The organism is Micromonospora sp. NPDC049801, from assembly GCF_040656575.1.
GTDB lineage: Bacteria > Actinomycetota > Actinomycetes > Mycobacteriales > Micromonosporaceae > Micromonospora.
In genome coordinates, this window is the sequence record NZ_JBFAMS010000001.1 from 663,477 (window position 1) to 686,953 (window position 23,477).

Below are 23,477 nucleotides of genomic sequence, written 5' to 3' on the forward strand. Positions count from 1 at the left end.
CGGCTGGCTCTGGCGGCGCGGGGCCGTCAGGTCATGTCGTCGTAACGGCGTTCGATCGGCGCCGGCTTCGCGATCGGCTCCGGAGCGCCGATCGGCGCGGTCGCGTCGACCCGCTGCCCGGCCACGACCGGGTCCGGGTCGAACTCCAGCGGCGAGACCTCGTCGTCGTCGAGACCGGCGTAGACCTCCTTGCCGCGACCCCGCCGCCGGTCGTTGATGAACGCGATGCCCACCGCGCCGAAGTAGAGCGCGGAGAGGCAGACCGCCAGGGCGGTCATCCCGAACGGGTCGGGGGTGGGGGTGACCACGGCGGAGAACGCGAAGAACACGAAGATCGCCACCCGCCACCAGCTCAGCAGCCGCTTCGCGCTGGCCAGGCCGACGAAGTTGAGCATCAGCACGATCAGCGGGAACTCGAACGCCACCCCGAACAGCAGGATCAGGTTGGTGACGAAGGAGATGTACCGGGTGACTTCCAGCGTGGTCGAGATGTCATCGCCGGACACGTTCATCAGGAACTCGAGGCCCTTGGCGGTGACGAAGAAGGCCAACACCGCGCCGGCGGCGAACAGCGGCGCCGCCAGGGCCGTGAACGCGTACGCGTAGCGCCGCTCGTGCCGGTGCAACCCGGGCGCGATGAACGCCCAGAGCTGGTAGAGCCAGATCGGCGCCGCGATGATCAGGCCCACCCAGAGGCCGATCTTCAGGTTCAGCAGGAAGAGGTCCGCCGGGCCGAGCTGGACGAACAGGCACTTGCCGGACGCGTCCTTCGACCCCGGCAGGTCGCAGTACGGCTGCGACAGCAAATGCCGCACCGGCTCGGCCAGCCAGATGCCGAAGCCGAAACCGACCAGGATCGCCAGCGAGGCGCGGAACAGACGGTTGCGCAGCTCACGGACGTGCTCGATGAGCGTCATCGAGCCGTCGGCGGCCCGCTCGAACGTGCTCGGGCCGCGCTTACGCAGGGCGAAGGCCACGGTGCGAAGGCCCTTCGGTCAGTTGTCGCGGACGCGGTGCACCGGGTCGACGACCGGCTGCTGCGCCGGCGCCTGCTGGTACGGCGGCTGCTGCGGCTGCCCGGCGTACGGCGCCTGCTGCCCGGCGTGCGGCGGCAACGGCTGGTAGCCGGCCTGCGCGTCGGCCTTCTCGGCCAGGTCGCGGTCGTCGTCCTGCAGGCTCTTGGTCTCGGCCTTGATGATCCGCAGCGAGCGACCCAGCGAACGGGCCGCGTCCGGAAGCCGCTTCGCACCGAAGAGCAGGATCAGCACAACCACGAGAACGGCGATGTGCCACGGCTTGAGGGCACCCATGAGAAGCTCCAGTCGCTCTGTGTCCGGGGGGTGGTACGCAGCCCATCGTACGTGCGGATCGGTGCGATGCCACCCGCCGGGTGGTGATGGATCGGCCCGGCCGGTGAAGTCTTGACCAACGCGCGATGATCCGTCAACCACCTGGGCCGACGGCGCGGTCAGCCGCGCTTGGCCTTGATCAGCTCAAGGCGCTGCTGGGCGGTGTCGAGCTGACGTTGGACGCCCTCGGCGCGCTGCTGCAACGCCTCGGCGGTCTCCCGCAGCGCCTCCGCCTCACCGGCCCGGCGCTGCAACGCCTCGGCGGCGCGGCGCAGCTTGGGCAGCCGGGCCAGCACCGGGCGTACGGCCAGCGCGAGCGCCACGAGCGGGAGCAGCACCAGCGCGAGCACGATCCAGATCAGCACGCCGGCCAGCCTACTGGGTGCGGCCGGCCACCGCCGGATCGCCCGACGGCGCTCCGGGGGCCGCGGCCGTGCGGTCGTCGTCGGGCAGCCGCGTCACCGGCGCGGGCACCGCGTACGCGTCGAGCGCGGCGGACGCGGTCGCTCGGACCTGCTCGGCCAGCTCAACGGGGGCGACCACGGTGACGTCCGGGCCGAGGCCGAGCACGAACCGTCGCGCCCACCCCAGGTCGGTCACGCGCAGCGAGACGAGCCACTGGTCACCGTCGCCGGCCTCGACCCGCTCGCACGGGTAGTACTCGGTGATCCACCGTTCGCCGCGCCCGATCCGCAGGGTGATCAGCGGCAGGTCGGGCGACGGCCGGAAGACCCCCTCGGTGCGATCGTGCGGGACGGCCTGCGGCGGAACGGCGGCCGGCTCGTCCAGCTCGGTTATCGCGTCGATCCGGTCGGCGCGGAACAGCCGCACCGCCTCCGCGCGCCGGCACCACGCCTCCACGTACGCCCGACCGCCGACCATCAGCATCCGCAGCGGGTCGATCACCCGCTCGGTGGTCTCGTCCCGGGCCGCCGTGTAGTAGGTGATCCGCAGCGCTCGGCCGCCCTCCACGGCGGCGCGCAGCGCCTCGACCCGCCGGGTGTCCCCGGGGAGCCGGACCGCGACCGGCGCGCCCACCAGGTCACCGGCGGCGTCCTCGATCTTGGCGAGGGCCCGTTCGATGGCGTCCCGGTTGGCGACGCCGGGGGTCTCGGCGAGCATCCGCAGCGCCACCACGAGCGCGAGGGCCTCGTCGGGGGTGAGCCGCAGCGGCCGGTCGATGCCGGCGTCGTAGGTGATGGTCACCCGGTCGCCGTCGAACGCCATGTCGATCAGATCACCGGGGCCGTAACCGGGCAGCCCGCACACCCACAGCAGCTCCAGGTCCTCCCGGAGCTGTCGTTCGGTGACACCCAGGTCACCGGCCGCCTCGGCGACCTCGATGCCCGGTCGGGCCAGCAGGTAGGGCACCAGGTTGAGCAGGCGCGCCAACCGGTCGGCGGAGGTCTTGGAACCGCCGCGGGCGGCCGGGCGGGTCACCGGGCACCCCCGGAAACCGCCAGCTCGTCGTGGCGGACCGCGATCTCCTTGAGCCGCTGGATGACCGCCTCGCGGACCTCCGGCGGGTCGAGCACGCGGACGTCCGGCCCGTACCCGACAAGGTGGCCGGCCAGACCGTCCGGGTCGGCGTACGGCAGGACCAGGCGGTCGCCGTCCGGCCCGGCGGTCACCTCGACCGCCCACCGACGCAGCCCGGCGGCCCGGCCGGGCGCGGCCAGCACGGTCGCCCGGCCGGTGCGCTCCACCGGCCCGGACCAGCGGGCCACGTGACTGATCAGGTCTTCTCCCAGCGGCGGCTCGTAGGCGCCGGACGCGCCGGTCACCCGGACGGCGCCGACCACCCGGGAGAGGCGGAAGCAGCGGGTGGCGTCCCGGTCCAGGTCGTGGCCGACCACGTACCACCGGCCCCGCCAGCAGACCACGCCCCACGGTTGGAGCCGGCGGCGGCTGGGGGCGTCCCGGTCGGGTACCCGGTAGTCGAAGCCCACCTCCCGGCGGTCCCGGGCGGCGGCGGTCAGCGGCGCGAACGCCGGGTCGACGGTGACCATCGGCTCCAGGCCGAGGGTGGCCTGCGGGTCGACGTCCACCCCGGCGGCGCGCAGCTTGGCCAGCCCGGAGGACGCGGCGGCGGCCAGCCCGGCGTGCTGCCACAGCCGGGCGGCGATGCCGACGGCGGCGGCCTCGTCCGGTTCGAGGGGGATGTCGGGCAGCGCGTACTCGCGGTGGGCGATGCGGTAGCCGGGCTCGGCGTCGAAGACGCTGGCCGTGCCGGTCTCCAGGGGGACGCCCAACTCGCGCAGCTCGGCCTTGTCCCGCTCGAACTTGCGCTGGAACGCCTCGTGGTCGCGCGCGTCGTCGGGATCGTGCTCGTAGCCGGGCACGGTCGCGGCGATCTGCGCGGCGGTCAGGAACCGTCGCGTGGACAGCAGGCAGATCACCAGGTTGACCAGGCGTTCGGTGCGGGTCCGCGACACGCGGTAGACGCTAGCAGCCGACGCGCCCACATCGTGCACCCACGCGGGGCGTGCCGCACACTTGTTCGGATCGGGTCCTCCCCCGGCGCGCCGCCGCTCACCGCCATAGGGTTTCCCTCATGTCGCAAGCCGGGATGAAGACCGAGAGCGAGAGCGTCGGCACCGTGGTCGTCGCGGGCGTCGCCAACCTCGCCATCGCGGTCGCCAAGCTGGTCGCCGGGCTGATCTCGGGGTCGGCCGCGATGCTGTCCGAGGCGGCGCACTCGGTCGCCGACACCACCACCGAGGTGCTGCTGTTTCAGGCGCTGCGCCGGGGCGCCCGGCCGGCCGACAAACGGCACCCCTTCGGGTACGGCAAGGAGAGCTACGTCTGGGCGTTCTTCGCCGCGATGTTCACCTTCGTGGCCGGCGCCGGTTTCGCCGTCACCCACGGCGTCACCACGATCCTCGTGCACGAGCACAGCGGCGACTACCTCGTGTCGTACATCGTGCTGGCGGTCTCGTTCGTCATCGAGTCGATCTCGCTGGCCCGGGCCGTGCGGCAGGTCCGGCGCGAGTCCGAGCGCTGGCAGACCACCCCGCGACGGTTCCTGCGGCTCACCGCCGACACCACCGTCAAGGCCGTCTTCCTGGAGGACAGCGCGGCCCTGATCGGCCTGGTGCTCGCGGGGCTCGGCGTCGGCCTGTCGCACGCCACCGGCGACGAGGTGTGGGACGGCGTCGCGTCGATCCTCATCGGCCTGCTGCTGCTGACCGTCGCCGGGATCCTCGCCAGCAACAACCTGTCGCTGCTGGTCGGCCGGGCCGTCCCGGAGCGGCTGCGTCGCGAGATCGAGCAGGAACTGGCCGGCCTGCCCGAGGTGGAACGCATCGACACCCTGCTGACCATGCAGCTCGGCCCGGACGACATCCTCGTCGCCGCGAAGGTCGACTTCCGCGACGAGGCCACCGGCGCGCAGATCGAGACCACGGCCGACGAGGCCGAGCGGCGGCTCACCGAGCGCTACCCGGAGATCCGGTTCGTCTTCCTCGACCCGACCCGCTCACTGCCGGGCGCCACCGGCACCGCCCGCCACACCCAGGCCGCGCCGCCCGCCTCCCCCGGCGACGAGCGGACCTGAACCCGAGCGGCGTCGCACCCGGTCGCGGTCCGCCGCGCCCGCGCGGCTAGCGTGCCCGTCATGGTGCGATGGCGTACGGGGACGGTGGCGGCGCTGCGACGGCAGTGGACCGGGGCGGTGGAACTCGACGTCGACCTGCCCGACGGCACGCGCATGCGGGCGCTGGCCTATCCCGAGCTGGTCGGCACGCCCGAGCCCGGCGACCGGGTGCTGCTCAACGCCGGCGCGCTGCTGATGGGGCTGGGCACCGGCGGGTACGCCCTCGTGGTGGCGGTGCCGGACCGGCTGCCCCCGGACCCGCCGGACGCCGGCGACACCCGCGACGCCGGGCACCTGGTCAAGGCCCGCTACACGCCGTTGCAGCCGATCCTGCTCGGTGTCGACGAGGAGGCGTCCCCGCACCGGGCCATGCTGGCCGACGCCGACGACCTGGGCGGCCTGCCCGTGGTCACCGCCGACCTGCACTCGGCGTTGCCGGCGATCCTGGCCGGCATCCGGGCCGACGCCCCTCGGGCGCGGGTCGCGTACCTGCTCACCGACGGTGGCGCGCTGCCGGCCTGGTTCTCCCGCACCCTGGCCGGGCTGCGCGACGAGCTGGTCGGGACGATCACCGTCGGGCAGGCGTTCGGCGGTGACCTCGAGGCCACCACCCTGCACGGCGGTCTGCTCGCCGCCCACCACGTGCTGCGCGCCGACGTGGCGATCGTGGCGCAGGGCCCCGGCAACCTGGGCACCGGCACCCGGTGGGGCTTCTCCGGTGTCGCCGTCGGTGAGGCGGTCAACGCGATCGCCACGCTCGGCGGGCGGCCGGTCGGCTCGCTGCGCATCTCCGACGCCGACCCCCGCCCCCGGCACAACGGGGTGTCGCACCACAGCCTCACCGCGTACGGCCGGGTGGCGCTCGCCCCGGCGGAGTTGGTGGTGCCCGACGGCCTGGACCCGGCCCTGGCCGCCGAGGTCGACGCCGCCCTGGCGCCGCTGGCGGCCCGGCACCGGATCGTGCAGGTGCCCACCGCCGGCCTCGACGCCGCGCTGCGCGCCAGCCCCGTCCCCCTGTCCACCATGGGCCGCCCCCTGGACGCCGACCACGCCTACTTCCTGGCAGCAGCAGCCGCCGGCCGCCAAGCCACCACCCACCTCCCCTAACCCCAACCCCACCCCACCCCACCCCACCCCCACCCCCGGTGATCAAGAGGTTTGCGTCAGAATCCGGCGCGATATTGACGCGAACCTCTTGATCACCGGGGGCAATCGGTGGGGTTAGCGGATCACGGGGCGTTGGTCTCGGGGTAGGGCCTCGATGAGTTCTCGGGGCAGGTTGAGGGTGTCGGCGCTGACCTCGGGCGGGGTGTTCGCCATCCACTGGGTCAGCGAGACGGACTCGAACCGGGGCTTGCGGAACATCTCCAGGAACACCAGCGGCTCGGTGCCGAGGTTCTCGATGTAGTGGCCGTAGGCGAACGGCACGTACCCGACGTCACCGGCGCGCATGTCGAAGGTGCCGGCCACGCCCTGACTGGCGAACACGCCCATCCGACCGTGGCCAGACAGGTAGTACTGCCACTCGTCGTCGGTGGGGTGCCAGTGCAGTTCCCGCATCCCGCCCGGATCCACCTCGACCAGCGCGGCGCAGATCGTGGTGGCCGCGGCGAACTGGGTGACGTCGGCGATGCGGACCTGCCCGCCCGGGAACCGCTGCGGCTGCTGGGCGAGCAGCCGGTGACTGAGGCTGCGGGGCACGTCCCCGGTCGGGCTGACGACGCGGTCCTGGTCCAGCGGCGGCGGCACCTGCCCGGCGAAGATGTACTTTTCCCGCTCGGGGATCGAGTCGAGCTGATCGAGCCGCCACCCGAAGTTCTTGGCCAGCACCTCCTTCGGGGTGTGCGCGAAGAAGTCGCTGATCAGGAACGTGCCGTTCTCGGTGAACGCGCCGTCGTCGAAGACCAGCAGGAACTCCACACCCTCGTCGAGCGCCTGGATGTGGTGCGGCACCCCCTGCGGGAAGAACCACAGGTCGCCGGCGCGTACGTCGTCGAGGAAGTTGCGGCCCTCCTGGTCGACGGCGCTGATCCGGGCGCTGCCACGCGACACGTACGCCCACTCGGACTGCTTGTGCCAGTGCAGCTCCCGGTACCCGCCCGGTTCCAGCGCCATGTCCACGCCACTGAGCTCGGTGGCGATGGGCAACTCCCGTACGGTCACCTCCCGGGTCCATCCGCCGCGCTGCACCCGGGTGTGCGCGTCCGAGAAGGAGAACCGCAGGTTCGGCAGCGTGCCCGCGTCCGTGCTCGGTGGAGTCAACAGATCGGGGTTCTGCCGGTCGCGGACCACGTCGCGTGGCCCGGGGTCCACCCAGCCCCCACCGTCGCGTTCGGGCTGGGGCACCGTCGGGTCGTTCATGATCGCCTCCCGCGTCGTCGCGTCCTCGCGCCGCCGGCCCACTGGGCGGCAGGACGGCCCGCGACGGCGACGGCCAGCGGATACCCGGTGGGGCGACCCGGCCGGGCCAACCCCTGGCCCCGACGGGTCAGCACGTCCGACACCGCGCGGGGCAGCGATCACCGGACACCGTGCGCGACCGCGCGGGGCGGGGATCACCGGCACACCACGCGCGACCGCGCGGGGCGGGATCAGGAGAGGAAGATCAGGGCGAGCCAGCCGCCCACGATGAGCGCCAGCGCCACGGCCAGCACCCAGGTCGGCACGGTGTACTCGCCGCGCCGGTTGCGGTCGATCTCGGCGCGGATCTTCTCCCGCCGGCGCTCGACCCAGTTCTGCCGCGCGTCGCCGCGCTCGGAGGGGTCGGATGGTCCAGAAGTCGTCATGGCGCGCCCAGCCTACCGGTCGTGCCGGCCCCGTCGGCGTACACCACCGTCGGGGCCGGCGGACCCGTCACATGCTGGCGATCAGCCGCTCCACCCGCTCGTCGTACGCCCGGAACGGGTCCTTGCAGAGCACGGTGCGTTGCGCCTGGTCGTTGAGCTTCAGGTGCACCCAGTCGACGGTGAAGTCGCGCCGCTTCTCCTGGGCGTGCCGGATGAACTCGCCGCGCAGCCGCGCCCGGGTGGTCTGCGGCGGAGTCTCCTTCGCCTCGAAGATCTCCGGGTCGGTGGCCACCCGGTCCACCTCGCCGCGGCGCTCCAACAGCCCGTAGAGGCCCCGGCCACGGCGCACGTCGTGGTACGCCAGGTCCATCTGCGCCACCCGGGGGTGCGACAACGGCAGGTCGTGCTTGCGCTGGTACCGCTCGATCAGCCGCAGCTTGCTGACCCAGTCGATCTCCCGCGAGACCGGCTCCAGGTCACCGCTCTCCACCGCGTTGAGCACCCGGCCCCACAACTCGACCACCCGCTTGGCGGCCTGGTCGCCGCCGCGCCGCTCGACGAACTCGGTGGCCTTGGCCAGGTACTCCTGCTGGATGTCCAGCGCGCTCACCTCCTTGCCGGAGGCCAGGCGCACCTTGCGGCGGCCGGTGATGTCGTGCGACACCTCGCGGATCGCCCGGATCGGGTTCTCCAGCGACAGGTCCCGCATGACCACGCCGGCCTCGATCATCCGCAGCACGATGTCGGCCGTGCCGACCTTGAGCAGCGTGGTGACCTCGTTCATGTTCGAGTCACCGACGATGACGTGCAGGCGCCGGTAGCGCTCGGCGTCGGCGTGCGGCTCGTCGCGCGTGTTGATGATCGGGCGACTGCGGGTGGTCGCCGACGAGACGCCCTCCCAGATGTGCTCGGCCCGCTGCGAGAGGCAGTAGACCGCGCCGCGCGGGGTCTGCAGCACCTTGCCGGCCCCACAGATCAACTGCCGGGTCACCAGGAACGGGATGAGCACGTCGGCGAGCCGGCCGAACTCCCCGTGCCGGGAGACCAGGTAGTTCTCGTGGCAGCCGTACGAGTTGCCGGCCGAGTCGGTGTTGTTCTTGAACAGGTAGATCTCACCTGCGATGCCCTCGTCGTGCAGCCGCTTCTCCGCGTCGACGAGCAGCCCTTCCAGGATCCGCTCGCCGGCCCGGTCGTGGGCCACCAGGTCGGTCACCGAGTCGCACTCCGGTGTCGCGTACTCCGGGTGCGACCCGACGTCCAGGTAGAGACGGGCCCCATTGCGCAGGAACACGTTGCTCGACCGACCCCAGGACACGACGCGCCGGAACAGATACCGCGCGACCTCGTCCGGGGACAGCCTCCGCTGCCCGCGATAGGTGCAGGTGACGCCGTACTCGGTCTCGAGGCCGAAGATTCGCCGCTCCATGATGAGACATTAGCCGCCCAGAGGCCCGGTTCGTCACTGTCACACCACAGGTCGTGCCCGAGGGATGGTCACATACCGGCTGAGTGCGACATTCCGTCGGGTCCGAGGCTGGCCACGAACCGCCGGCAGGCGTCGTACTCCGGAAGCAGGCCGCTCTCGCGGGCCTGCGCGAGGGTCGGCGCGGCGTCGTCGCGCGCGGACAGCAGCGCCGTGTCGGCGGGCCACTCGATGCCCAGTTCCTCGTCGAGCGGGTGCACCGCGTGCTCGCCGGTCGGGTTGTACGTGGCCGAGCAGAGGTAGCTCAGTGTCGCGTCGTCGGTCAGCGCGCAGAACCCGTGCCCCAGGCCCTCGCTGAGGTAGACGGCCCGCCGGTCGGTGTCGTCCAACCGGACGCCCTCCCAACGGCCGAAGGTCGGTGAGCCGACCCGCAGGTCGACGATCACGTCGAGGACCGCTCCGCGCACGCAGGTCACGTACTTCGCCTGCCCAGGAGGTACGTCGGCGAAGTGGATGCCGCGCACCACGCCGCGCGCGGAGACCGACAGGTTGGCCTGGGCGAGGCGCAGCGGGTGCCCCACCGCCTCGGCGAGCTTGTCGAAGCGGTACCACTCCATGAACATGCCGCGCGGGTCGCCGTGCTGCTGGGGGCTGATCTCCCAGGCGCCCTCGATGCTCAGCTCGCGGATCTTCACCAGGACACCCCGTTGCCGTCCAGCAGGCCGAGCAGGTAGTCGCCGTACCCGCTCTTGGTCAGCGGCGCGGCCAGCGCACGCAGCTGGTCGTCGTCGATCAGGCCGGCCCGCCAGGCCACCTCCTCGACACAACCGATCTTGAGGCCCTGCCGCTCCTCGACCACCCGGACGAACTCGGCGGCCTGCATCATTGAGGTGAACGTGCCGGTGTCCAGCCACGCGGTGCCGCGATCGAGCACCGTCACCGACAGCTCGCCGGTCTCCCGGTACACCTCGTTGACGGCGGTGATCTCCAGCTCGCCGCGAGCGCTCGGGGTGAGCTTGCGGGCGATGTCGACCACCCGATTGTCGTAGAAGTACAGGCCGGGTACCGCGTAGCGGGACTTCGGCCGCGCCGGCTTCTCCTCGATCGAGAGCACCCGGCCGTCGGCGTCGAAGTCGACCACGCCGTACTCCTGGGGGTTGGCGACCTGGTAGGCGAAGACCCGGCCGCCGACAGGGTCACCGTGGTCGGCGAGCTGCCGTCCCAGCCCCACGCCGTGGAAGATGTTGTCGCCGAGGATCAGCGCCACCGACTCGTCGCCGATGAAGTCCGCGCCGAGGATGAACGCCTGCGCGATGCCCTCCGGGCGCGCCTGGGCGGCGTACTCCAGCCGCAGCCCGAACTGGCTGCCGTCGCCGAGCAGCCGGCGGAACTGGTCCTGGTCCTCCGGTGTCGTGATCACCAGGATCTCCCGGACCCCGGACATCACCAGAGTAGAGAGCGGATAGTAGATCATCGGTTTGTCGAAGACCGGCATCAGTTGCTTGGACACCGCGCGGGTGATCGGCCACAGTCGGGATCCGGTACCGCCGGCAAGGAGGATTCCACGCACCGGCGAAGCCTACCGGCACGGCTACGGAACGTGCGTGGGGGTCGCGTCCCACGTCCGCCGACGAACGTCGCGTACACTTCCGAACCCGTGAGGATCCTCGTCACCGGCGGAGCCGGATTCATCGGGTCGGAGTACGTTCGACTGTTGCTGGGCAAGCCCCTGGGCAACGCTGAGGGCGTACCCCCGCTCGAACCGGCGGTCGTGACCGTGCTCGACAAGTTGACCTACTCGGGCAACCGGGCCAACCTCGACCCGGTCCGCGACGACCCTCGCCTGCGGTTCGTGCAGGGTGACATCTGCGACCCGGTCGTGGTCGACGAGGTCGTCGCCGACCACGACGTGATCGTGCACTTCGCCGCCGAGTCGCACGTCGACCGCTCGATCGCCGGCGCCGCGCCGTTCGTCACCACCAACGTGCTGGGCACCCAGACGCTGCTCGACGCGGCGCTACGCCACGGCACCGGCCGGTTCGTGCACGTCTCCACCGACGAGGTGTACGGCTCCATCGACGAGGGTTCCTGGACCGAGACCTGGCCCCTCGCCCCGAACTCCCCGTACTCGGCGTCCAAGGCCGGCTCCGACCTGCTCGCCCTGGCCTACCACCGCACCCACGGCATGGACGTGGTCGTCACCCGCTGCTCCAACAACTACGGTCCGTACCAGTTCCCGGAGAAGGTCATCCCGCTGTTCGTGACCAACCTGCTCGACGGCGGGACGGTTCCGCTGTACGGCGACGGCGGCAACATCCGCGACTGGCTGCACGTGCACGACCACTGCCGGGGCATCGCGCTGGTCCAGCAGAAGGGTCGCGCCGGCGAGGTCTACAACATCGGCGGCGGCACCGAGCTGACCAACAAGGAGCTGACCGGCCGGCTGCTGGACGCCTGCGGCGCTGACTGGGACCGCGTCGTGCCCGTCGCCGACCGCAAGGGCCACGACCGCCGGTACTCCCTCGACATCAGCAAGATCAGCGAAGAGCTGGGCTACCAGCCCAGCGTCACCCTCGACGACGGCCTCGCCGAAACCGTGCGCTGGTACCAGGAGAACCGGGCCTGGTGGGAGCCGCTGAAGTCGGCCCCCACCGCATGACCCGACTACTCGTCACCGGCGCCGGAGGGATGCTCGGCCGGGACCTGGTCACCGTCCTGGAGACCCGGCCCGACCTTAAGGTCACCGCCGCCGCCCGTACCGACCTGGACATCACCGACCCCGCTGCGGTCCGCACCGCCGTCGCCGGACACGACGTCGTGATCAACGCCGCCGCGTGGACCAACGTCGACGGCGCGGAAGCCGACGAGACGGCGGCCACCGCCGTCAACGGCCACGGCGTGGCGAACCTCGCGGCGGCGTGCGCCACCAGCGGCACCCGGTTAGTTCAGGTCTCCACCGACTACGTCCTCGCCGGCGACGCCGACTCCCCCTACCCGGAGGACGCGCCGACCGCGCCCGTCAACGCGTACGGGCGCGGCAAGCTGGTCGGCGAGCAGGCCGTCGCCCGCCTGCTGCCGGACACCGGGTACGTCGTCCGCACCGCGTGGCTGTACGGCGCGCACGGGCCGAATTTCGTGGCGACCATGCTGCGGCTGGCCGGCCAACGCGAGCACCTCGACGTGGTCGACGACCAGCACGGGCAGCCCACCTGGTCGTACCGTCTCGCCGAGCGACTGGTCGCGCTCGCCGACGCCGCCCTGGACGGTCGCGCCGCTCCCGGCGTCTACCACGGCACCTGCGCCGGCCAGACCACCTGGTACGGGCTGGCCCGTGCCGCGTTCACCCTGGCCGGTCTGGACCCGGACCGGATCCGACCCACCACGAGCGACAGGTATCCTCGTCCCGCCCCCCGTCCGGCGTACAGTGTGCTAGGGCACAGCCGCTGGGCGGCCGCGGGTCTGCCGCCGCTTCCGGATTGGCATTCCACCCTGGTTGACGCGTTCCACTCCCCCGCTCCACCCGCCCCGTGGAAGGTCGCATGAAGCTCACCCTCGTCACCGGCCTGACCGGCCTGATACTGCTGGCCACGATCGTCGAGCTGCTGCGTCGCCGGCAGCTCCGCGAGAAGTACGGCATGCTCTGGCTCTGCGTCCTGGTGATCGTCATTCCCCTGTCGCTCTTCCCCCGCCTGCTGGACAACGTCGCCGAGTTGCTCGGCGTCCAGTCCGGCGTGAGCCTCGTGCTCTTCCTCGGCATCGTCTTCCTGCTGCTGGTCTGCGTGCACCTCAGCTGGGAGGTCAGCGCCCTGGAGGAAGAGACCCGGACCCTGGCAGAAGACTTCGCCCTACTCCGCGCCGAGATCGACGCGGACCGGGCGGCCCGAGACGAACTGGTGTCGCACGATGGTTAACGGCAAGCGGGTCCTGATCATCATCCCCGCGCTCAACGAGTCCGGCTCCATCGCCGACGTCGTCGGCGAGGTCCGCGGCGAACTGCCCGGCGTCGACGTGCTCGTGGTCGACGACGGCTCCACCGACCGCACCGCCGCCGTCGCCTCCGCCGCCGGCGCCCGGGTCGCGAAACTCCCGTACAACCTCGGTGTCGGCGGCGCCATGCGGGTGGGGTACCGGTACGCCCGCGATCACGACTACGACGTGGCCATCCAGATCGACGCGGACGGCCAGCACGACCCGCGGTACGTGCCCAAGCTCGTCGACCTGCTCGACGAGACCGACCTGGTGATCGGCGCCCGGTTCGCCGGCGAGGGCGACTACAACGTCCGCGGCCCCCGCCGCTGGGCCATGGTCATGCTCTCCGGCGTGCTGTCCCGCGTCGCCCGCACCAAGCTCACCGACACCACCTCCGGGTTCCGGGCCGCCAACCGCCGGGTGATCGACATGTTCGCCACCTGGTATCCCGTGGAATACCTGGGTGACACGGTCGAGACGCTCGTGCACACCGCCCGGCGGGGCTACACCATCCGCCAGGTGCCGGTGGCGATGCGCAAGCGGATGGCCGGCACCCCCAGCCACTCCCCGGCCAAGGCCATGATCTACCTCGGTCGGGCCTTCGCCGTCCTCACGTTGGCGCTCATTCGCCGGTGATCCGGCGACTGCTGAGTCTGGTCCCACCGGGCACCGTCGCCGTCGGCGCCGGCCTGGCCCTGCTGGGGCTCGCCTCCTACGTCCACCTGGCCGTCGCCGGGCACAGCCTCACCGCGGCCGACTACTCGTCGCTCGCGGCGCTCTGGACGATCGTCTTCACCTTCGGCATCGGCCTGTTCATGCCCGTCGAACAGGAGGTCGCCCGGCTCGTCGCCGGCCGGCGCAGCCAGGGCCTACCCCCCGGACCGGTACTGGCCCGAGGGGCGGCCCTGGCCGCCGGTCTGCTCGCCGCCGTGGTCGCGCTGATCATCGCCGCCCGCGGGCCGCTCACCGACCGGTTCTTCGCCGGCGACGGCACCATGGTCGCCGTCCTGATCGGGTCCCTCGCCGCGCTCGCCGTCGCGCACACCACTCGCGGCGTGCTCTCCGGCCTGCAACTGTTCCCCTGGTACGGCACCCAACTCGGCGTTGACGGCGGCCTGCGCATCGCCCTCGTCGCCCTGCTCGGCCTGACCGGCGTCACCTCCCCCGTCTGGTTCGGCGCGGTGCTGATCGCCGCCCCGCTGATCGGCGTGGCGATCACCGCCCCACCCGTGCTCCGGGCCGTCGGCGGCGGCGTCCCCGTCGCCTGGGCCGCGTTCCTGCGCGGCCTCGGCCTGCTCATCACGTCCAGCCTGCTCTCCCAGGTCGTCGTCAACATCGGCGTGATCAACGTGAAGGTGCTGGACCCCTCCGACGTGGCCACCGCCGGCGCGCTGCTCTCCGCGCTGGTGCTCGTCCGGATCCCACTGTTCGTCTTCGCCTCGCTCCAGGCGTCCCTGCTACCCGGCCTCGCCACCTCCGCCGCGACCGGCGACCGTACGGCCTTCAACAGCCTCCTGCGGCGGGCCCTGGGCATCGTCACCGCGCTCGGCCTCACCGGGGCTGTGCTCGCCGTCCTGCTCGGCCCGTGGCTGGTGCGGACCCTCTTCGACGCGCCCGACGTCCTCGGCCACGGTGACTTCGCCTGGCTCGCCGTGGCCACCCTCGCCTACCTCTGGGCGATGGTCCTCGGTCAGGCGCTGCTCGCCCTCGACCGGCACCGGGCCCAGGCCGTCGCCTGGGCCGTGGGCGTGGCCGCGCTCGTCGCCGCCACCCTCGCGCCGGTGGCCACCGCGCTGCGGGTCGAACTCGGCTACGCCATCGGCTCCGTCGTGGTCGCCGCCACCATGGCCGCCCTGCTGCGCGGCACCCGATCCCCCGCGCCGGCCCCCACCCCCACCCACGAAGCCGTCGCACCCGGAGTAACCACCGCCCCCTGACCCACCACCCCACCCCAGCCCAGCCCGGCCCAGCCCAGCCCGGCCCACTCCGGCCCGGCGATCTTGCAGTTTCTGTCGCGACCAATCGTCATCAAACTGACTTTTCGTCAACCGAAAGTGCAAGATCGGCGGGCTGGAGCGGGGCGGGGAACGCGTACGGCGGGCGGCCCGGAAACCGGGCCGCCCGCCGTGTGCGCGTACGGAACTACTTGCCGTCCGCCGGCTTGTCCTCCAGGTCGGCCGAGCCCGCCGACGTCGTCGGCTTGTGCGCCTCCGTGGTCGGCTGCGCCGGCGTGTCCGGCCCACCCGCCTCGGCCGGCTCCTCCGCCGCCGCGACATCACCGTCGAGCAGCGCCGTCAGCGCCGCCCCCGTGATCCGCCGGAACGTACGCCCCACCCGCTGACGGTCCAGCACCGCCACCTCAAGCTGGTTCGCGGCGATCGTACGGGCCGCGCCACCCTCACCGCCGACGGTGCTCAACGCCTGCACCGCAACCCGGACGGCCTCACCGAGGGACATGTCCGCCCGGTGCTGCGACTTCAACACACCGGTGATCGCCTCGGCCTGGCCGCCCATCGCCATCCGGCCCGGCTCGTCGTTGACCGACCCGTCGTACGTGAGCCGGTACAGCTCGTCGTCGTCCGGGGTCGCCCCGACCTCCGCCACACAGATCTCCACCTCGAAGGGCTTCGACTGCTCGGTGAAGATCGCGCCGAGCGTCTGCGCGAACGCGTTGGCGAGGGCGCGTCCGGTCACGTCACGCCGGTCGTAGCTGAGGCCGTTCAGGTCGGCCATCCGCACACCCGCGCGGCGCAGGTTCTCGAACTCGTTGTACCGGCCGACCGCGGCGAAGCCGATCCGGTCATAGATCTCACTGACCTTGTGCAGGGCGCTGGAGAGGTTCTCCGCGACGAAGAGCACCCCGCCGGAGTAGCTCAGGACCACCGCGCTGCGACCCCGGGCGATGCCCTTGCGGGCCAGCTCGGAGCGGTCGCGCATGATCTGTTCGGGCGAGGCGTAGAACTGCATGGCCACGGCGGCGGTTCTCCTTACGGCGCTTGCTGACGACTGCTGACTGGTGGGGGTGGACGGCGCTCAGCCGCCCGGATTCTCCATCCGACCGGCGACCACACCCTCGGCGATCGCCGCCGTCTCGGTGTCGGTCAACCGGCGGGTGCCCTCGGCGGTAGCGGTCATCACCACCGGATAGATCCGGCGGGTCAGGTCCGGACCGCCGGTCGCGGTGTCGTCGTCGGCCGCGTCGTAGAGCGCCTCGACCGCGAGCCGGGTCGCGTCCTCGAGAGACACGCCGGTCCGGAAACGCTTCTTGAGCGCCGACTTGGCGAAGAGCGAGCCGGAGCCGATGGCGTCGTACCCGGTCTCCTCGTACGGGCCACCGGTCACGTCGAAGCTGAAGATCCGCCCGGCGCGCGCCGGGTCACTGGCGGCCAGGTCGAAGCCCGCGAACAGCGGGACCACGGCGAGGCCCTGCATGGCCGCGCCCAGGTTGCCCCGGATCATCGACGCCAACCGGTTGGCCTTGCCGTCGAGCGAGAGCATCGCGCCCTCGATCTTCTCGTAGTGCTCCAGTTCCACCTGGAACAGTCGCATCAGCTCGATGCCGATGCCCGCCGTGCCCGCGATCCCGACCAGCGAGTACGCGTCGGCGGGGTGCACCTTCTCGATGTCGCGCTGGGCGATCAGGTTGCCCATGGTGGCCCGTCGGTCGCCGGCCATCACCACGCCACCGGCGGCCGAGATGGCCACGATGGTGGTCGCGTGCGGCGCCAGGTCGGCGGCCATGCCCGGTGGGAGCGGCCGACGACCGGGCAGCATCTCGGGGGCCACCCGGCTCAGAAACGTGGTGAAGGAGGACGTCCCCGCGTTGGTGAACACATCTGGTAGACGCCCGGATGGATCAAAGCCCGCTGCCACGTGGTTCCTCTCAGGTACGTGATCGCCCTGGCCAGCCTCGTAGGACTGTCACGGAACTGGCCAAGACCACCGTTGCAGTTGAAGCAGAGTATCCCGCGCACCCATCCGGTGCGATGATCGTGGTCCAGATGTTGCGGGTCCGCGCCGCCACAGATCGCGCAGACCCCGTCCTGCTCGGCCAGGAGCTCCTGAAACTCCTTCTCCCCGATGCCGTAGCGCCGCTGGAGGTGGTACTCGCGACTGCCGCCATGCAGTCGGAGCCTGCTCTCCTTGCCCTTCTCGTTGTGGCAGGGCTTGCAGTATCGGCCGTAGCCGCTGCGGGCGGAGCGGTTACGCGGAAAGTCATCCAGGGGCTTTGTGACATCGCAGTCAGGGCACCTTCGATGCCCTTCCGGCACCGCGGGCAACTGCCGCACATCCCTGCCCTGCTGCTCCTTCACGCGCTTGGCATAGCTCGCCTTGGATCGAGCGTTGAAGCAGGGCTTGCAGTAGCTACCCCGACCCTCCGGCCGCTTGCTGTTCGCGCAGAATTGATCAAGGGGGAGCCACTCACCGCAGTCGCGGCAGCGGCGGTGGCCATCTTGGTCATTCAGAGGCATGTCCGTTTTGCCCGGCTATGCCCTATTCGCCCCCTTTCTGTACATAGCCCCTCACAAATTCTTCTGCGTTTTCCTCCAGGACGGAGTCGATCTCGTCGAGCAGGTCGTCGACGTCCTCGGTGATCTCGGCGTGCCGCTCGGCCACCTCGGGGTTGGCCTCGGTGGTGACGTCCTCGATTTCCTCGCCCTGGCGGGACTTGCCGGACTGCGACTGGCCGCCGCTGTCATGAGTGGCCATTGCTGCCTCCTCCACGATCGTCTGCGATGAACTTACCTCGCCAGGACGACGAAAAGCCCGCCGCGCGCCGGCTTGCGGCACACGGCGGGCATTCGGTTGGCGCGTTCAGCCGCCGGTCAGCGTCTCCAGCAGGTCCTTGGCGCTGGCGCAGCGGTCGAACAGGGCTCCGACGTGGGCGCGGGTGCCCCGCTCCGGCTCCATCATCGGTACCCGGACCAGCGACTCCCGGCCCACGTCGAAGATCACCGAGTCCCAGCTCGCGGCGACCACCTCGGAGGCGTACTGCGCGAGGCAGCGGCCCCGGAAGTAGGCCCGGGTGTCCTCCGGTGGCTCGGTCATCGCGCTGCGGATTTCCTCGTCGGTGAGCAGCGTCTTCATCGCCCCACGGGAGACGAGCCGGTTGTAGAGGCCCTTCTCCGGGCGTACGTCGGAGTACTGCAGGTCGACGAGCTGGAGCTTGTGGGAGCCCCAGCCGAGCTTCTCCCGCTCCCGGTAGCCCTCCAGCAGCCGCAGCTTGGCCACCCAGTCCAACTCGTCCACGCAGAGCATCGGGTCGCGACCGAGCCGGTCCAGGACGCCCTCCCACCGGTCCAGCACGTCGGCGGTCTGCTCGTCGACGTCGGCGCCGTAGCGGTCGTCGACAAAGGACCGGACCCGTTCGAGGTACGCCCACTGCACGTCCAGGGCAGTCAGCCGGCGGCCGTCGCGCAACCGCATGAGGTGCGTGAGGGACGGGTCGTGGCTGACCGCGCGCAGTTCGCTGACCGGGTCGGCGATGCCGAGGTCGGCGCCGAGCGCCTTCTCCTCGATCATGGTGAGGATCAGCGCGGTGGTGCCCACCTTGAGGTAGGTGGAGATCTCGGAGAGGTTGGCGTCGCCGATGATGACGTGCAGCCGGCGGTACTTGTCGGCGTCGGCGTGCGGCTCGTCGCGGGTGTTGATGATCGGGCGTTTGAGGGTGGTCTCGAGGCCGACCTCGACCTCGAAGAAGTCGGCGCGCTGGGAGATCTGGAAGCCGCTCTGCCCGCCGTCCTGTCCGATGCCGACGCGGCCGGCGCCGCAGACGATCTGGCGGGTCACGAAGAAGGGCGTCAGGTACGCCACGATGTCGGCGAACGGGGTCTGCCGGCGCATCAGGTAGTTCTCGTGGGCGCCGTAGCTCGCGCCCTTGTTGTCGGTGTTGTTCTTGTAGAGGTGGATGGGCTGGCTGCCGGGGATGGTGGCGGCGCGGCGGGACGCCTCGGCCATCACCCGCTCGCCGGCCTTGTCCCAGCGCACGATGTCGCGGGGGGTGGTGACCTCGGGGGTGGAGTATTCGGGGTGCGCGTGGTCCACGTAGAGGCGTGCGCCATTGGTGAGTATCACGTTGGCCAGGCCCAGGTCCTCGTCGGCGAGGGCCTCGGCGGGGTCGTAGGCGGCGCCGGAGTAGGTGAAGCCGCGGGCGTCGCGCAGCGGCGACTCCTCTTCGTAGTCCCAGCGGGCGCGACCGCCCCGGTTGAGTTCGGGCCGGGCCCCGTAGGCGTTGACCACCTGGGACGAGGTGACCATCGGGTTGGCTCCGGCCTGGCCGGGCACGGAGATGCCGTACTCGACCTCGGTGCCCATGATCCGTCTTACGCTCATCGACCTACCCGCTTCGCTCGCCCGACCCGGTCCCCGTCATGTCGAGCGTAGTCCGACTGTTCGGGGTCGGGGGCGCGCCGGTGCGGGCGGGTCACGGGTGTCGCCCCGCGTCCCGCCCGCCGCGTTCAGTACTTGATGGTCATTGGAACGGTGGTGACCCGGCCGCGAAGATCCGGGTACTTGGTCAGCAGCTTGTCGACGCGTCGTTGCGCGACCGGGTCGCTGATCAGCAGACGGAGTGGGCCTCGGGTCGTACGCAGCATCATCCGGGTGCGCTCGGGCTCCTCGAACAACGTCGGCACATAGATCGCCTTTTCGGTCCGCCCGCTGGTGCCCTGCAGGGCGGAGAGACAGATCGACTCGACGTAACCGCGGTAGCCGGTCCGGTCGAGCACCACGGTGACGGTGCCCGGCTGCTCGGGGTAGCGGCGGTAGGCCGCGGCGCACACCTGGGCGAACCGCACCGGGTTGTCGACGTCGTGGTCGATCCAGCTCTGCGCCCAGTTCTGCTTGTCGACCACGAGCAGGCTGTGCCGCCAGCCGGTGAGCCCGCAGAGGACCACCACGGTGAGCACGGCCAGGGCGGCGGCAAGGGCGGAGACGGCGGCGCCGCGGGCACGGCGGCGGACCGCGCCGCCGGACGGGACGGGCAGCAGCACGACGAGGGCGGCGACGCCGACGAACAGGCCGACGGTGGCGAGGTGCACGCCCTTCATGAAGTAGTAGGCGGGCTGGACGCCGGTGAGGACGTTGGCCAGGGCGATGGCGAGGGCGAAGGCGACGGCTACCGCGATGGCGGCGAGGTGTCGGCGCCAGGCCCGGTCGGCGCGGCGGGCCTGGATCACGAGGCCGATCAGGACGATCGGGGTGAGGCCGAGCAGCGCCCGCCACGCCTCGGCGATTTCCGGGCCGGCCTTGGCGTCGAGGGCCTCGGTCTGGCCTGCGGCGAAGATTCCCAGCAGCATGGGCAGCGGCGCGAGCAGGGCGGTGACCAGGCCGACGGCGAGCACGGTCCGGCGGATGCGGAGCAACTCCCGGCGGTGCGCGATCAGCCAACCGAGCACCAGCAGCCCGGCCGGGGGGAGGAACAGGTAGTAGGTGAAGCCGATACCGATGAGCAGGGCGCCGAGCAGAACGAGTTGTTCCCGGTTGCCGGCGAGCGGGCGTACGACGAGTGCGGTCACCGCGACGGCGAGCGCGAGCCCCAGCGCCTCGCTGGGGTAGCCGGCGATCAGCAGCCGGGGCAGCTGGCTGCCGAGGACGAGGGCGCCCACGACGACGGTCAGGACGACCCGGTGCAGCGGGTGCAGGGGGCCGGGAAGCCGTTGGGCGGCCCAGAAGAGGGTGAGCGCGAGCAGGCCGAAGGTGGCGAGACACCACCACCCGTAGTGGCTGAGGCTGCTCGCGCCGCTCGGGGTGCCGGTGGCGGAGCGCAGGTGCGCGTCGAGCACGGCGGCGTTGAGGTGCCAGCCCTGCGGGTAGCGGACGAGCAGGGAGACGATGTCCTCGCGGGCGGCGGCGGGGTCGAGGAAGACGTACCCGCCGAGCCGTCCGATGGCGTCGACGAGGGCGACGTGGCGGAAGTTGTCCTCGCCCAGGGCGAGCAGGCTGAGGCGGCCGGCGAGGCGGCCGGCCCGCAGCCAGGGCGACGCGAAATAGCCCACGATGGCGACGGTGGCGACGACGGGCAGCAGGTCGGTCCAGCCGGGCCGGGGCAGGGTGGGGCGTCGGCCGGTCGCCGCGGCGATGAGGGCGAGGACGGTGAGCGCGGTACCGCTGACCGCGACGGGGTGCAGCCCCCAGGGCCAGAGGGTGAAGAGCAGCCCGGCGGCGGTGGTGACGCCGACGAGCAGCAGCATGGCGAGCACGAGCCGGTCGAGCAGGGTGCGGCCGCCGCGGAGCAGGCTGGCCGTGGCCAGCAGCACCAGCGGGGGCAGCAGCCAGGCCAGGTGCAGGGGGTACGCCACCGCGGGTACCAGCCAGGCGACCGCCAGCGCGACGAGCAGCGCGCGGTACGGGCGGGCGGGGGGCGGGGTCCGCTGGTCGACCGCAGGGCGTGCCGGCGGGTCGGTGACGGTGAGTTCGGACGGCACGCGGATCCTCGACGTTTCGCAGGGTTGGAAGCGCCACAGCGTACCGGTTCGGGTGGGCGGGCGTGGGCCGGTGTGACGAGCGGGGCCCGGGACGCGTCGCGTCTCGGGCCCCGCTGGTGTCAGCGCCTGCCTACAGGTACTGGCCGGTGTTGCTGGCGGTCTCGATGGACCGGCCGGCCTCGGTGCCCTTGCCGCCGGAGACGAGCGTACGGATGTAGACGATCCGTTCGCCCTTCTTGCCGGAGATGCGGGCCCAGTCGTCGGGGTTGGTGGTGTTGGGCAGGTCCTCGTTCTCGCGGAACTCGTCGACGCAGGCGTCGAGGAGGTGCTGCAGGCGTAGGCCCTTGCGACCGGAGGTGAGGAATTCCTTGATGGCCATCTTCTTGCTCCGGTCGACGATGTTCTGGATCATCGCGCCGGAGTTGAAGTCCTTGAAGTAGAGGACTTCCTTGTCACCGTTGGCGTAGGTGACCTCGAGGAAGCGGTTCTCCTCGGTCTCCGAGTACATCCGCAGAACGACGGCGTCGATCATCGCGGCCACCGTGGCCTGCGCGTCGGTGCCGTGTTCGGCGAGGTCGTCCGGGTGCAGTGGCAGCCCGGAGAGGATGTACTTGGAGAAGATGTCCTTGGCCGCCTCGGCGTCCGGCCGCTCGATCTTGATCTTCACGTCGAGCCGGCCCGGGCGCAGGATCGCCGGGTCGATCATGTCTTCCCGGTTGGAGGCGCCGATGACGATGACGTTCTCCAGCCCCTCCACGCCGTCGATCTCGCTGAGCAGCTGCGGGACGATGGTGTTCTCCACGTCGGACGAGACGCCGGAGCCACGGGTCCGGAAGATCGAGTCCATCTCGTCGAAGAACACGATCACCGGCGTGCCCTCACCGGCCTTCTCCCGAGCCCGCTGGAAGATCAGCCGGATGTGCCGCTCGGTCTCGCCGACGTACTTGTTGAGCAGCTCCGGGCCCTTGATGTTCAGGAAGAAGCTGGTGTGCTTCTCCTTGCCCTGCCGCTCGGCGATCTTCTTGGCCAGGGAGTTGGCCACCGCCTTGGCGATCAGCGTCTTGCCGCAGCCGGGCGGTCCATAGAGCAGGATGCCCTTGGGCGGGCGGAGCTGGTGCTCACGGAACAGGTCCGCGTGCAGGAACGGCAGCTCCACCGCGTCGCGGATCTGCTCGATCTGGGACTGGAGGCCACCGATGTCGGAGTAGTCGACGTCCGGCACCTCCTCCAGGACCAGCTCCTCGACCTCGCTCTTCGGAATCCGCTCGTACGCGTACGCCGAGCGGGGCTCGATCATGAGCGAGTCGCCGGCCCGGATCGCCGAGCCGATGAGCGTCTCGGCGAGGTGCACGATGCGCTCATCGTCGGAGTGGGAGACCACCAGCGCCCGGTCGCCCGGACCGCCGTTCGGCCCCTCCAGGATCTCCTTGAGCATCACCACCTCGCCGACCCGCTCGTACCCGAACGCGTCGACGATGTTGAGCGCGTCGTTGAGCAGGACCTCCTGGCCGCGCCGCAGCTCGGCCACGTCCAGCGAGGGCGAGACGGCGACCCGCAGTTTGCGGCCGCCGGTGAACACGTCCACGGTGCCGTCGTCGTGCTTGGCCAGGAAGACTCCGTAGCCACTTGGCGGCTGTGCGAGCCGGTCGATCTCCTCCTTGAGCGTGACGATCTGCGTGCGAGCTTCCTTGAGGGTGCTCACCAGCCGGTCGTTGTTCTCGGTCAGCCGCGCCAACTGTGCCTGGGTGGCCGCCAGCCGCTCTTCGAGCTGCCGGACGTGTCGGGGGCTTTCGGTCAACTTGCGCCGCACCAGGGCGAGTTCCTCCTGAAGGAACGCGACCTGCGTGGAGAGATCGTGGGCTTCCTTCTCCCACCGTGCGGCGCGCGAGTCCGCGTCGTCGCTGCGTGCTGCCACGTCCCACCTCCCCG

24 protein-coding genes are annotated in these 23,477 nt (G+C 71.3%); 7 read left to right on the forward strand and 17 right to left on the reverse strand.

Going from position 1 to position 23,477, the window contains the following annotated elements; genetic code table 11:
- Positions 1–26: 26 nt before the first annotated feature.
- From tatC to AB0I89_RS03175, 5 genes are all read right to left on the reverse strand, one after another.
- A complete protein-coding gene (tatC, locus tag AB0I89_RS03155; RefSeq protein WP_357119216.1) occupies positions 27–977 on the reverse strand; it encodes a twin-arginine translocase subunit TatC in 951 nt (316 codons plus the stop codon).
- Positions 978–995: 18 nt separating this feature from the next.
- Positions 996–1,310, reverse strand: a complete 315-nt coding sequence (gene tatA, locus AB0I89_RS03160; protein ID WP_355233542.1) for a Sec-independent protein translocase subunit TatA — start codon at positions 1,308–1,310, stop codon at positions 996–998.
- 158 nt (positions 1,311–1,468) lie between these two features.
- Positions 1,469–1,714, reverse strand: coding sequence for a hypothetical protein (locus AB0I89_RS03165; RefSeq protein ID WP_357119219.1), 246 nt, complete (start codon positions 1,712–1,714; stop codon positions 1,469–1,471).
- 10 nt (positions 1,715–1,724) lie between these two features.
- Positions 1,725–2,789, reverse strand: a complete 1,065-nt coding sequence (locus AB0I89_RS03170; RefSeq protein WP_357119222.1) for a YafY family protein — start codon at positions 2,787–2,789, stop codon at positions 1,725–1,727.
- Positions 2,786–3,784 (reverse strand): WYL domain-containing protein, encoded by a 999-nt coding sequence (locus AB0I89_RS03175; protein WP_357119225.1) that lies wholly within the window; start codon positions 3,782–3,784, stop codon positions 2,786–2,788. Before AB0I89_RS03175 ends, AB0I89_RS03170 begins: the two co-directional genes overlap by 4 nt.
- Positions 3,785–3,903: 119 nt before the next feature.
- Between AB0I89_RS03175 and AB0I89_RS03180 the strand changes: the two genes are divergently transcribed.
- Together AB0I89_RS03180 and AB0I89_RS03185 are read left to right on the forward strand one after the other, a co-directional pair.
- Entirely contained in the window at positions 3,904–4,905 is a 1,002-nt protein-coding gene (locus AB0I89_RS03180) for a cation diffusion facilitator family transporter (RefSeq protein WP_357119228.1), read from the forward strand.
- A gap of 60 nt (positions 4,906–4,965) precedes the next feature.
- Positions 4,966–6,051: a DUF3866 family protein gene (locus AB0I89_RS03185; protein ID WP_357119231.1), complete on the forward strand. Its 1,086-nt coding sequence runs from the start codon at positions 4,966–4,968 to the stop codon at positions 6,049–6,051.
- Between the two features lie 114 nt (positions 6,052–6,165).
- Here the strand turns inward: AB0I89_RS03185 and AB0I89_RS03190 are convergent, their stop codons facing one another.
- The 5 genes from AB0I89_RS03190 to rfbA all read right to left on the reverse strand — a co-directional run bounded on the left by AB0I89_RS03190 (position 6,166) and on the right by rfbA (position 10,723).
- Entirely contained in the window at positions 6,166–7,305 is a 1,140-nt protein-coding gene (locus AB0I89_RS03190; RefSeq protein WP_357119234.1) for an oxalate decarboxylase family bicupin, read from the reverse strand.
- Positions 7,306–7,535: 230 nt separating this feature from the next.
- Positions 7,536–7,730 (reverse strand): hypothetical protein, encoded by a 195-nt coding sequence (locus tag AB0I89_RS03195; protein ID WP_357119237.1) that lies wholly within the window; start codon positions 7,728–7,730, stop codon positions 7,536–7,538.
- Positions 7,731–7,797: 67 nt separating this feature from the next.
- Positions 7,798–9,156, reverse strand: a complete 1,359-nt coding sequence (gene pafA, locus AB0I89_RS03200) for a Pup--protein ligase (protein ID WP_234581936.1) — start codon at positions 9,154–9,156, stop codon at positions 7,798–7,800.
- Positions 9,157–9,224: 68 nt separating this feature from the next.
- Positions 9,225–9,848: a dTDP-4-dehydrorhamnose 3,5-epimerase gene (rfbC, locus tag AB0I89_RS03205; protein WP_357119241.1), complete on the reverse strand. Its 624-nt coding sequence runs from the start codon at positions 9,846–9,848 to the stop codon at positions 9,225–9,227.
- Complete coding sequence (rfbA, locus tag AB0I89_RS03210; protein WP_357119244.1) at positions 9,845–10,723, reverse strand: glucose-1-phosphate thymidylyltransferase RfbA; 879 nt, start codon at positions 10,721–10,723, stop codon at positions 9,845–9,847. The genes rfbC and rfbA overlap by 4 nt, the downstream gene beginning before the upstream one ends.
- Positions 10,724–10,810: 87 nt before the next feature.
- Between rfbA and rfbB the strand changes: the two genes are divergently transcribed.
- Genes rfbB through AB0I89_RS03235 form a run of 5 tightly spaced genes read left to right on the forward strand, consistent with a single transcriptional unit; the run spans position 10,811 to position 15,059 of the window.
- Positions 10,811–11,812 (forward strand): dTDP-glucose 4,6-dehydratase, encoded by a 1,002-nt coding sequence (gene rfbB, locus AB0I89_RS03215; RefSeq protein WP_357119247.1) that lies wholly within the window; start codon positions 10,811–10,813, stop codon positions 11,810–11,812.
- On the forward strand, positions 11,809–12,696 hold the full coding sequence (gene rfbD / locus AB0I89_RS03220) for a dTDP-4-dehydrorhamnose reductase (RefSeq protein WP_357119249.1): 888 nt from the start codon (positions 11,809–11,811) through the stop codon (positions 12,694–12,696). The genes rfbB and rfbD overlap by 4 nt, the downstream gene beginning before the upstream one ends.
- Positions 12,693–13,064 (forward strand): DUF2304 domain-containing protein, encoded by a 372-nt coding sequence (locus AB0I89_RS03225; protein ID WP_007459918.1) that lies wholly within the window; start codon positions 12,693–12,695, stop codon positions 13,062–13,064. Before rfbD ends, AB0I89_RS03225 begins: the two co-directional genes overlap by 4 nt.
- Positions 13,057–13,758 (forward strand): glycosyltransferase family 2 protein, encoded by a 702-nt coding sequence (locus tag AB0I89_RS03230; protein WP_357119253.1) that lies wholly within the window; start codon positions 13,057–13,059, stop codon positions 13,756–13,758. Before AB0I89_RS03225 ends, AB0I89_RS03230 begins: the two co-directional genes overlap by 8 nt.
- Complete coding sequence (locus tag AB0I89_RS03235) at positions 13,755–15,059, forward strand: polysaccharide biosynthesis protein (protein ID WP_357119256.1); 1,305 nt, start codon at positions 13,755–13,757, stop codon at positions 15,057–15,059. Before AB0I89_RS03230 ends, AB0I89_RS03235 begins: the two co-directional genes overlap by 4 nt.
- Before the next feature lie 205 nt (positions 15,060–15,264).
- Here AB0I89_RS03235 and prcA read toward each other — a convergent pair whose 3' ends face one another.
- The 7 genes from prcA to arc all read right to left on the reverse strand — a co-directional run bounded on the left by prcA (position 15,265) and on the right by arc (position 23,463).
- On the reverse strand, positions 15,265–16,095 hold the full coding sequence (gene prcA / locus AB0I89_RS03240) for a proteasome subunit alpha (protein ID WP_355053023.1): 831 nt from the start codon (positions 16,093–16,095) through the stop codon (positions 15,265–15,267).
- A gap of 60 nt (positions 16,096–16,155) precedes the next feature.
- The gene (gene prcB, locus AB0I89_RS03245) at positions 16,156–16,995 is read right to left on the reverse strand and encodes a proteasome subunit beta (protein ID WP_357119261.1); all 840 of its coding nucleotides are present in this window, start codon (positions 16,993–16,995) and stop codon (positions 16,156–16,158) included.
- Positions 16,914–17,435 (reverse strand): endonuclease VII domain-containing protein, encoded by a 522-nt coding sequence (locus AB0I89_RS03250; protein ID WP_357119264.1) that lies wholly within the window; start codon positions 17,433–17,435, stop codon positions 16,914–16,916. Before AB0I89_RS03250 ends, prcB begins: the two co-directional genes overlap by 82 nt.
- Positions 17,436–17,616: 181 nt before the next feature.
- A complete protein-coding gene (locus AB0I89_RS03255; RefSeq protein WP_088948111.1) occupies positions 17,617–17,832 on the reverse strand; it encodes a ubiquitin-like protein Pup in 216 nt (71 codons plus the stop codon).
- Positions 17,833–17,937: 105 nt separating this feature from the next.
- A complete protein-coding gene (gene dop / locus AB0I89_RS03260; RefSeq protein WP_357119267.1) occupies positions 17,938–19,455 on the reverse strand; it encodes a depupylase/deamidase Dop in 1,518 nt (505 codons plus the stop codon).
- A gap of 125 nt (positions 19,456–19,580) precedes the next feature.
- Complete coding sequence (locus tag AB0I89_RS03265; RefSeq protein ID WP_357119270.1) at positions 19,581–21,548, reverse strand: hypothetical protein; 1,968 nt, start codon at positions 21,546–21,548, stop codon at positions 19,581–19,583.
- A 130-nt stretch (positions 21,549–21,678) separates the two neighbouring features.
- Positions 21,679–23,463, reverse strand: coding sequence for a proteasome ATPase (arc, locus tag AB0I89_RS03270; RefSeq protein WP_357119273.1), 1,785 nt, complete (start codon positions 23,461–23,463; stop codon positions 21,679–21,681).
- Between the last annotated feature and the right edge of the window lie 14 nt (positions 23,464–23,477).

Coding starts and splice junctions, on each gene's coding strand:
- tatA (WP_355233542.1), bottom strand. CDS start 1,310: ATGGGTGCCCTCAAGCCGTGGCACATCGCCGTTCTCGTGGTTGTGCTG.
- AB0I89_RS03255 (WP_088948111.1), bottom strand. CDS start 17,832: ATGGCCACTCATGACAGCGGCGGCCAGTCGCAGTCCGGCAAGTCCCGC.
- AB0I89_RS03185 (WP_357119231.1), top strand. CDS start 4,966: ATGGTGCGATGGCGTACGGGGACGGTGGCGGCGCTGCGACGGCAGTGG.
- rfbD (WP_357119249.1), top strand. CDS start 11,809: ATGACCCGACTACTCGTCACCGGCGCCGGAGGGATGCTCGGCCGGGAC.
- pafA (WP_234581936.1), bottom strand. CDS start 9,156: ATGGAGCGGCGAATCTTCGGCCTCGAGACCGAGTACGGCGTCACCTGC.
- AB0I89_RS03180 (WP_357119228.1), top strand. CDS start 3,904: ATGTCGCAAGCCGGGATGAAGACCGAGAGCGAGAGCGTCGGCACCGTG.
- AB0I89_RS03190 (WP_357119234.1), bottom strand. CDS start 7,305: ATGAACGACCCGACGGTGCCCCAGCCCGAACGCGACGGTGGGGGCTGG.
- AB0I89_RS03230 (WP_357119253.1), top strand. CDS start 13,057: ATGGTTAACGGCAAGCGGGTCCTGATCATCATCCCCGCGCTCAACGAG.
- dop (WP_357119267.1), bottom strand. CDS start 19,455: ATGAGCGTAAGACGGATCATGGGCACCGAGGTCGAGTACGGCATCTCC.
- AB0I89_RS03195 (WP_357119237.1), bottom strand. CDS start 7,730: ATGACGACTTCTGGACCATCCGACCCCTCCGAGCGCGGCGACGCGCGG.
- AB0I89_RS03225 (WP_007459918.1), top strand. CDS start 12,693: ATGAAGCTCACCCTCGTCACCGGCCTGACCGGCCTGATACTGCTGGCC.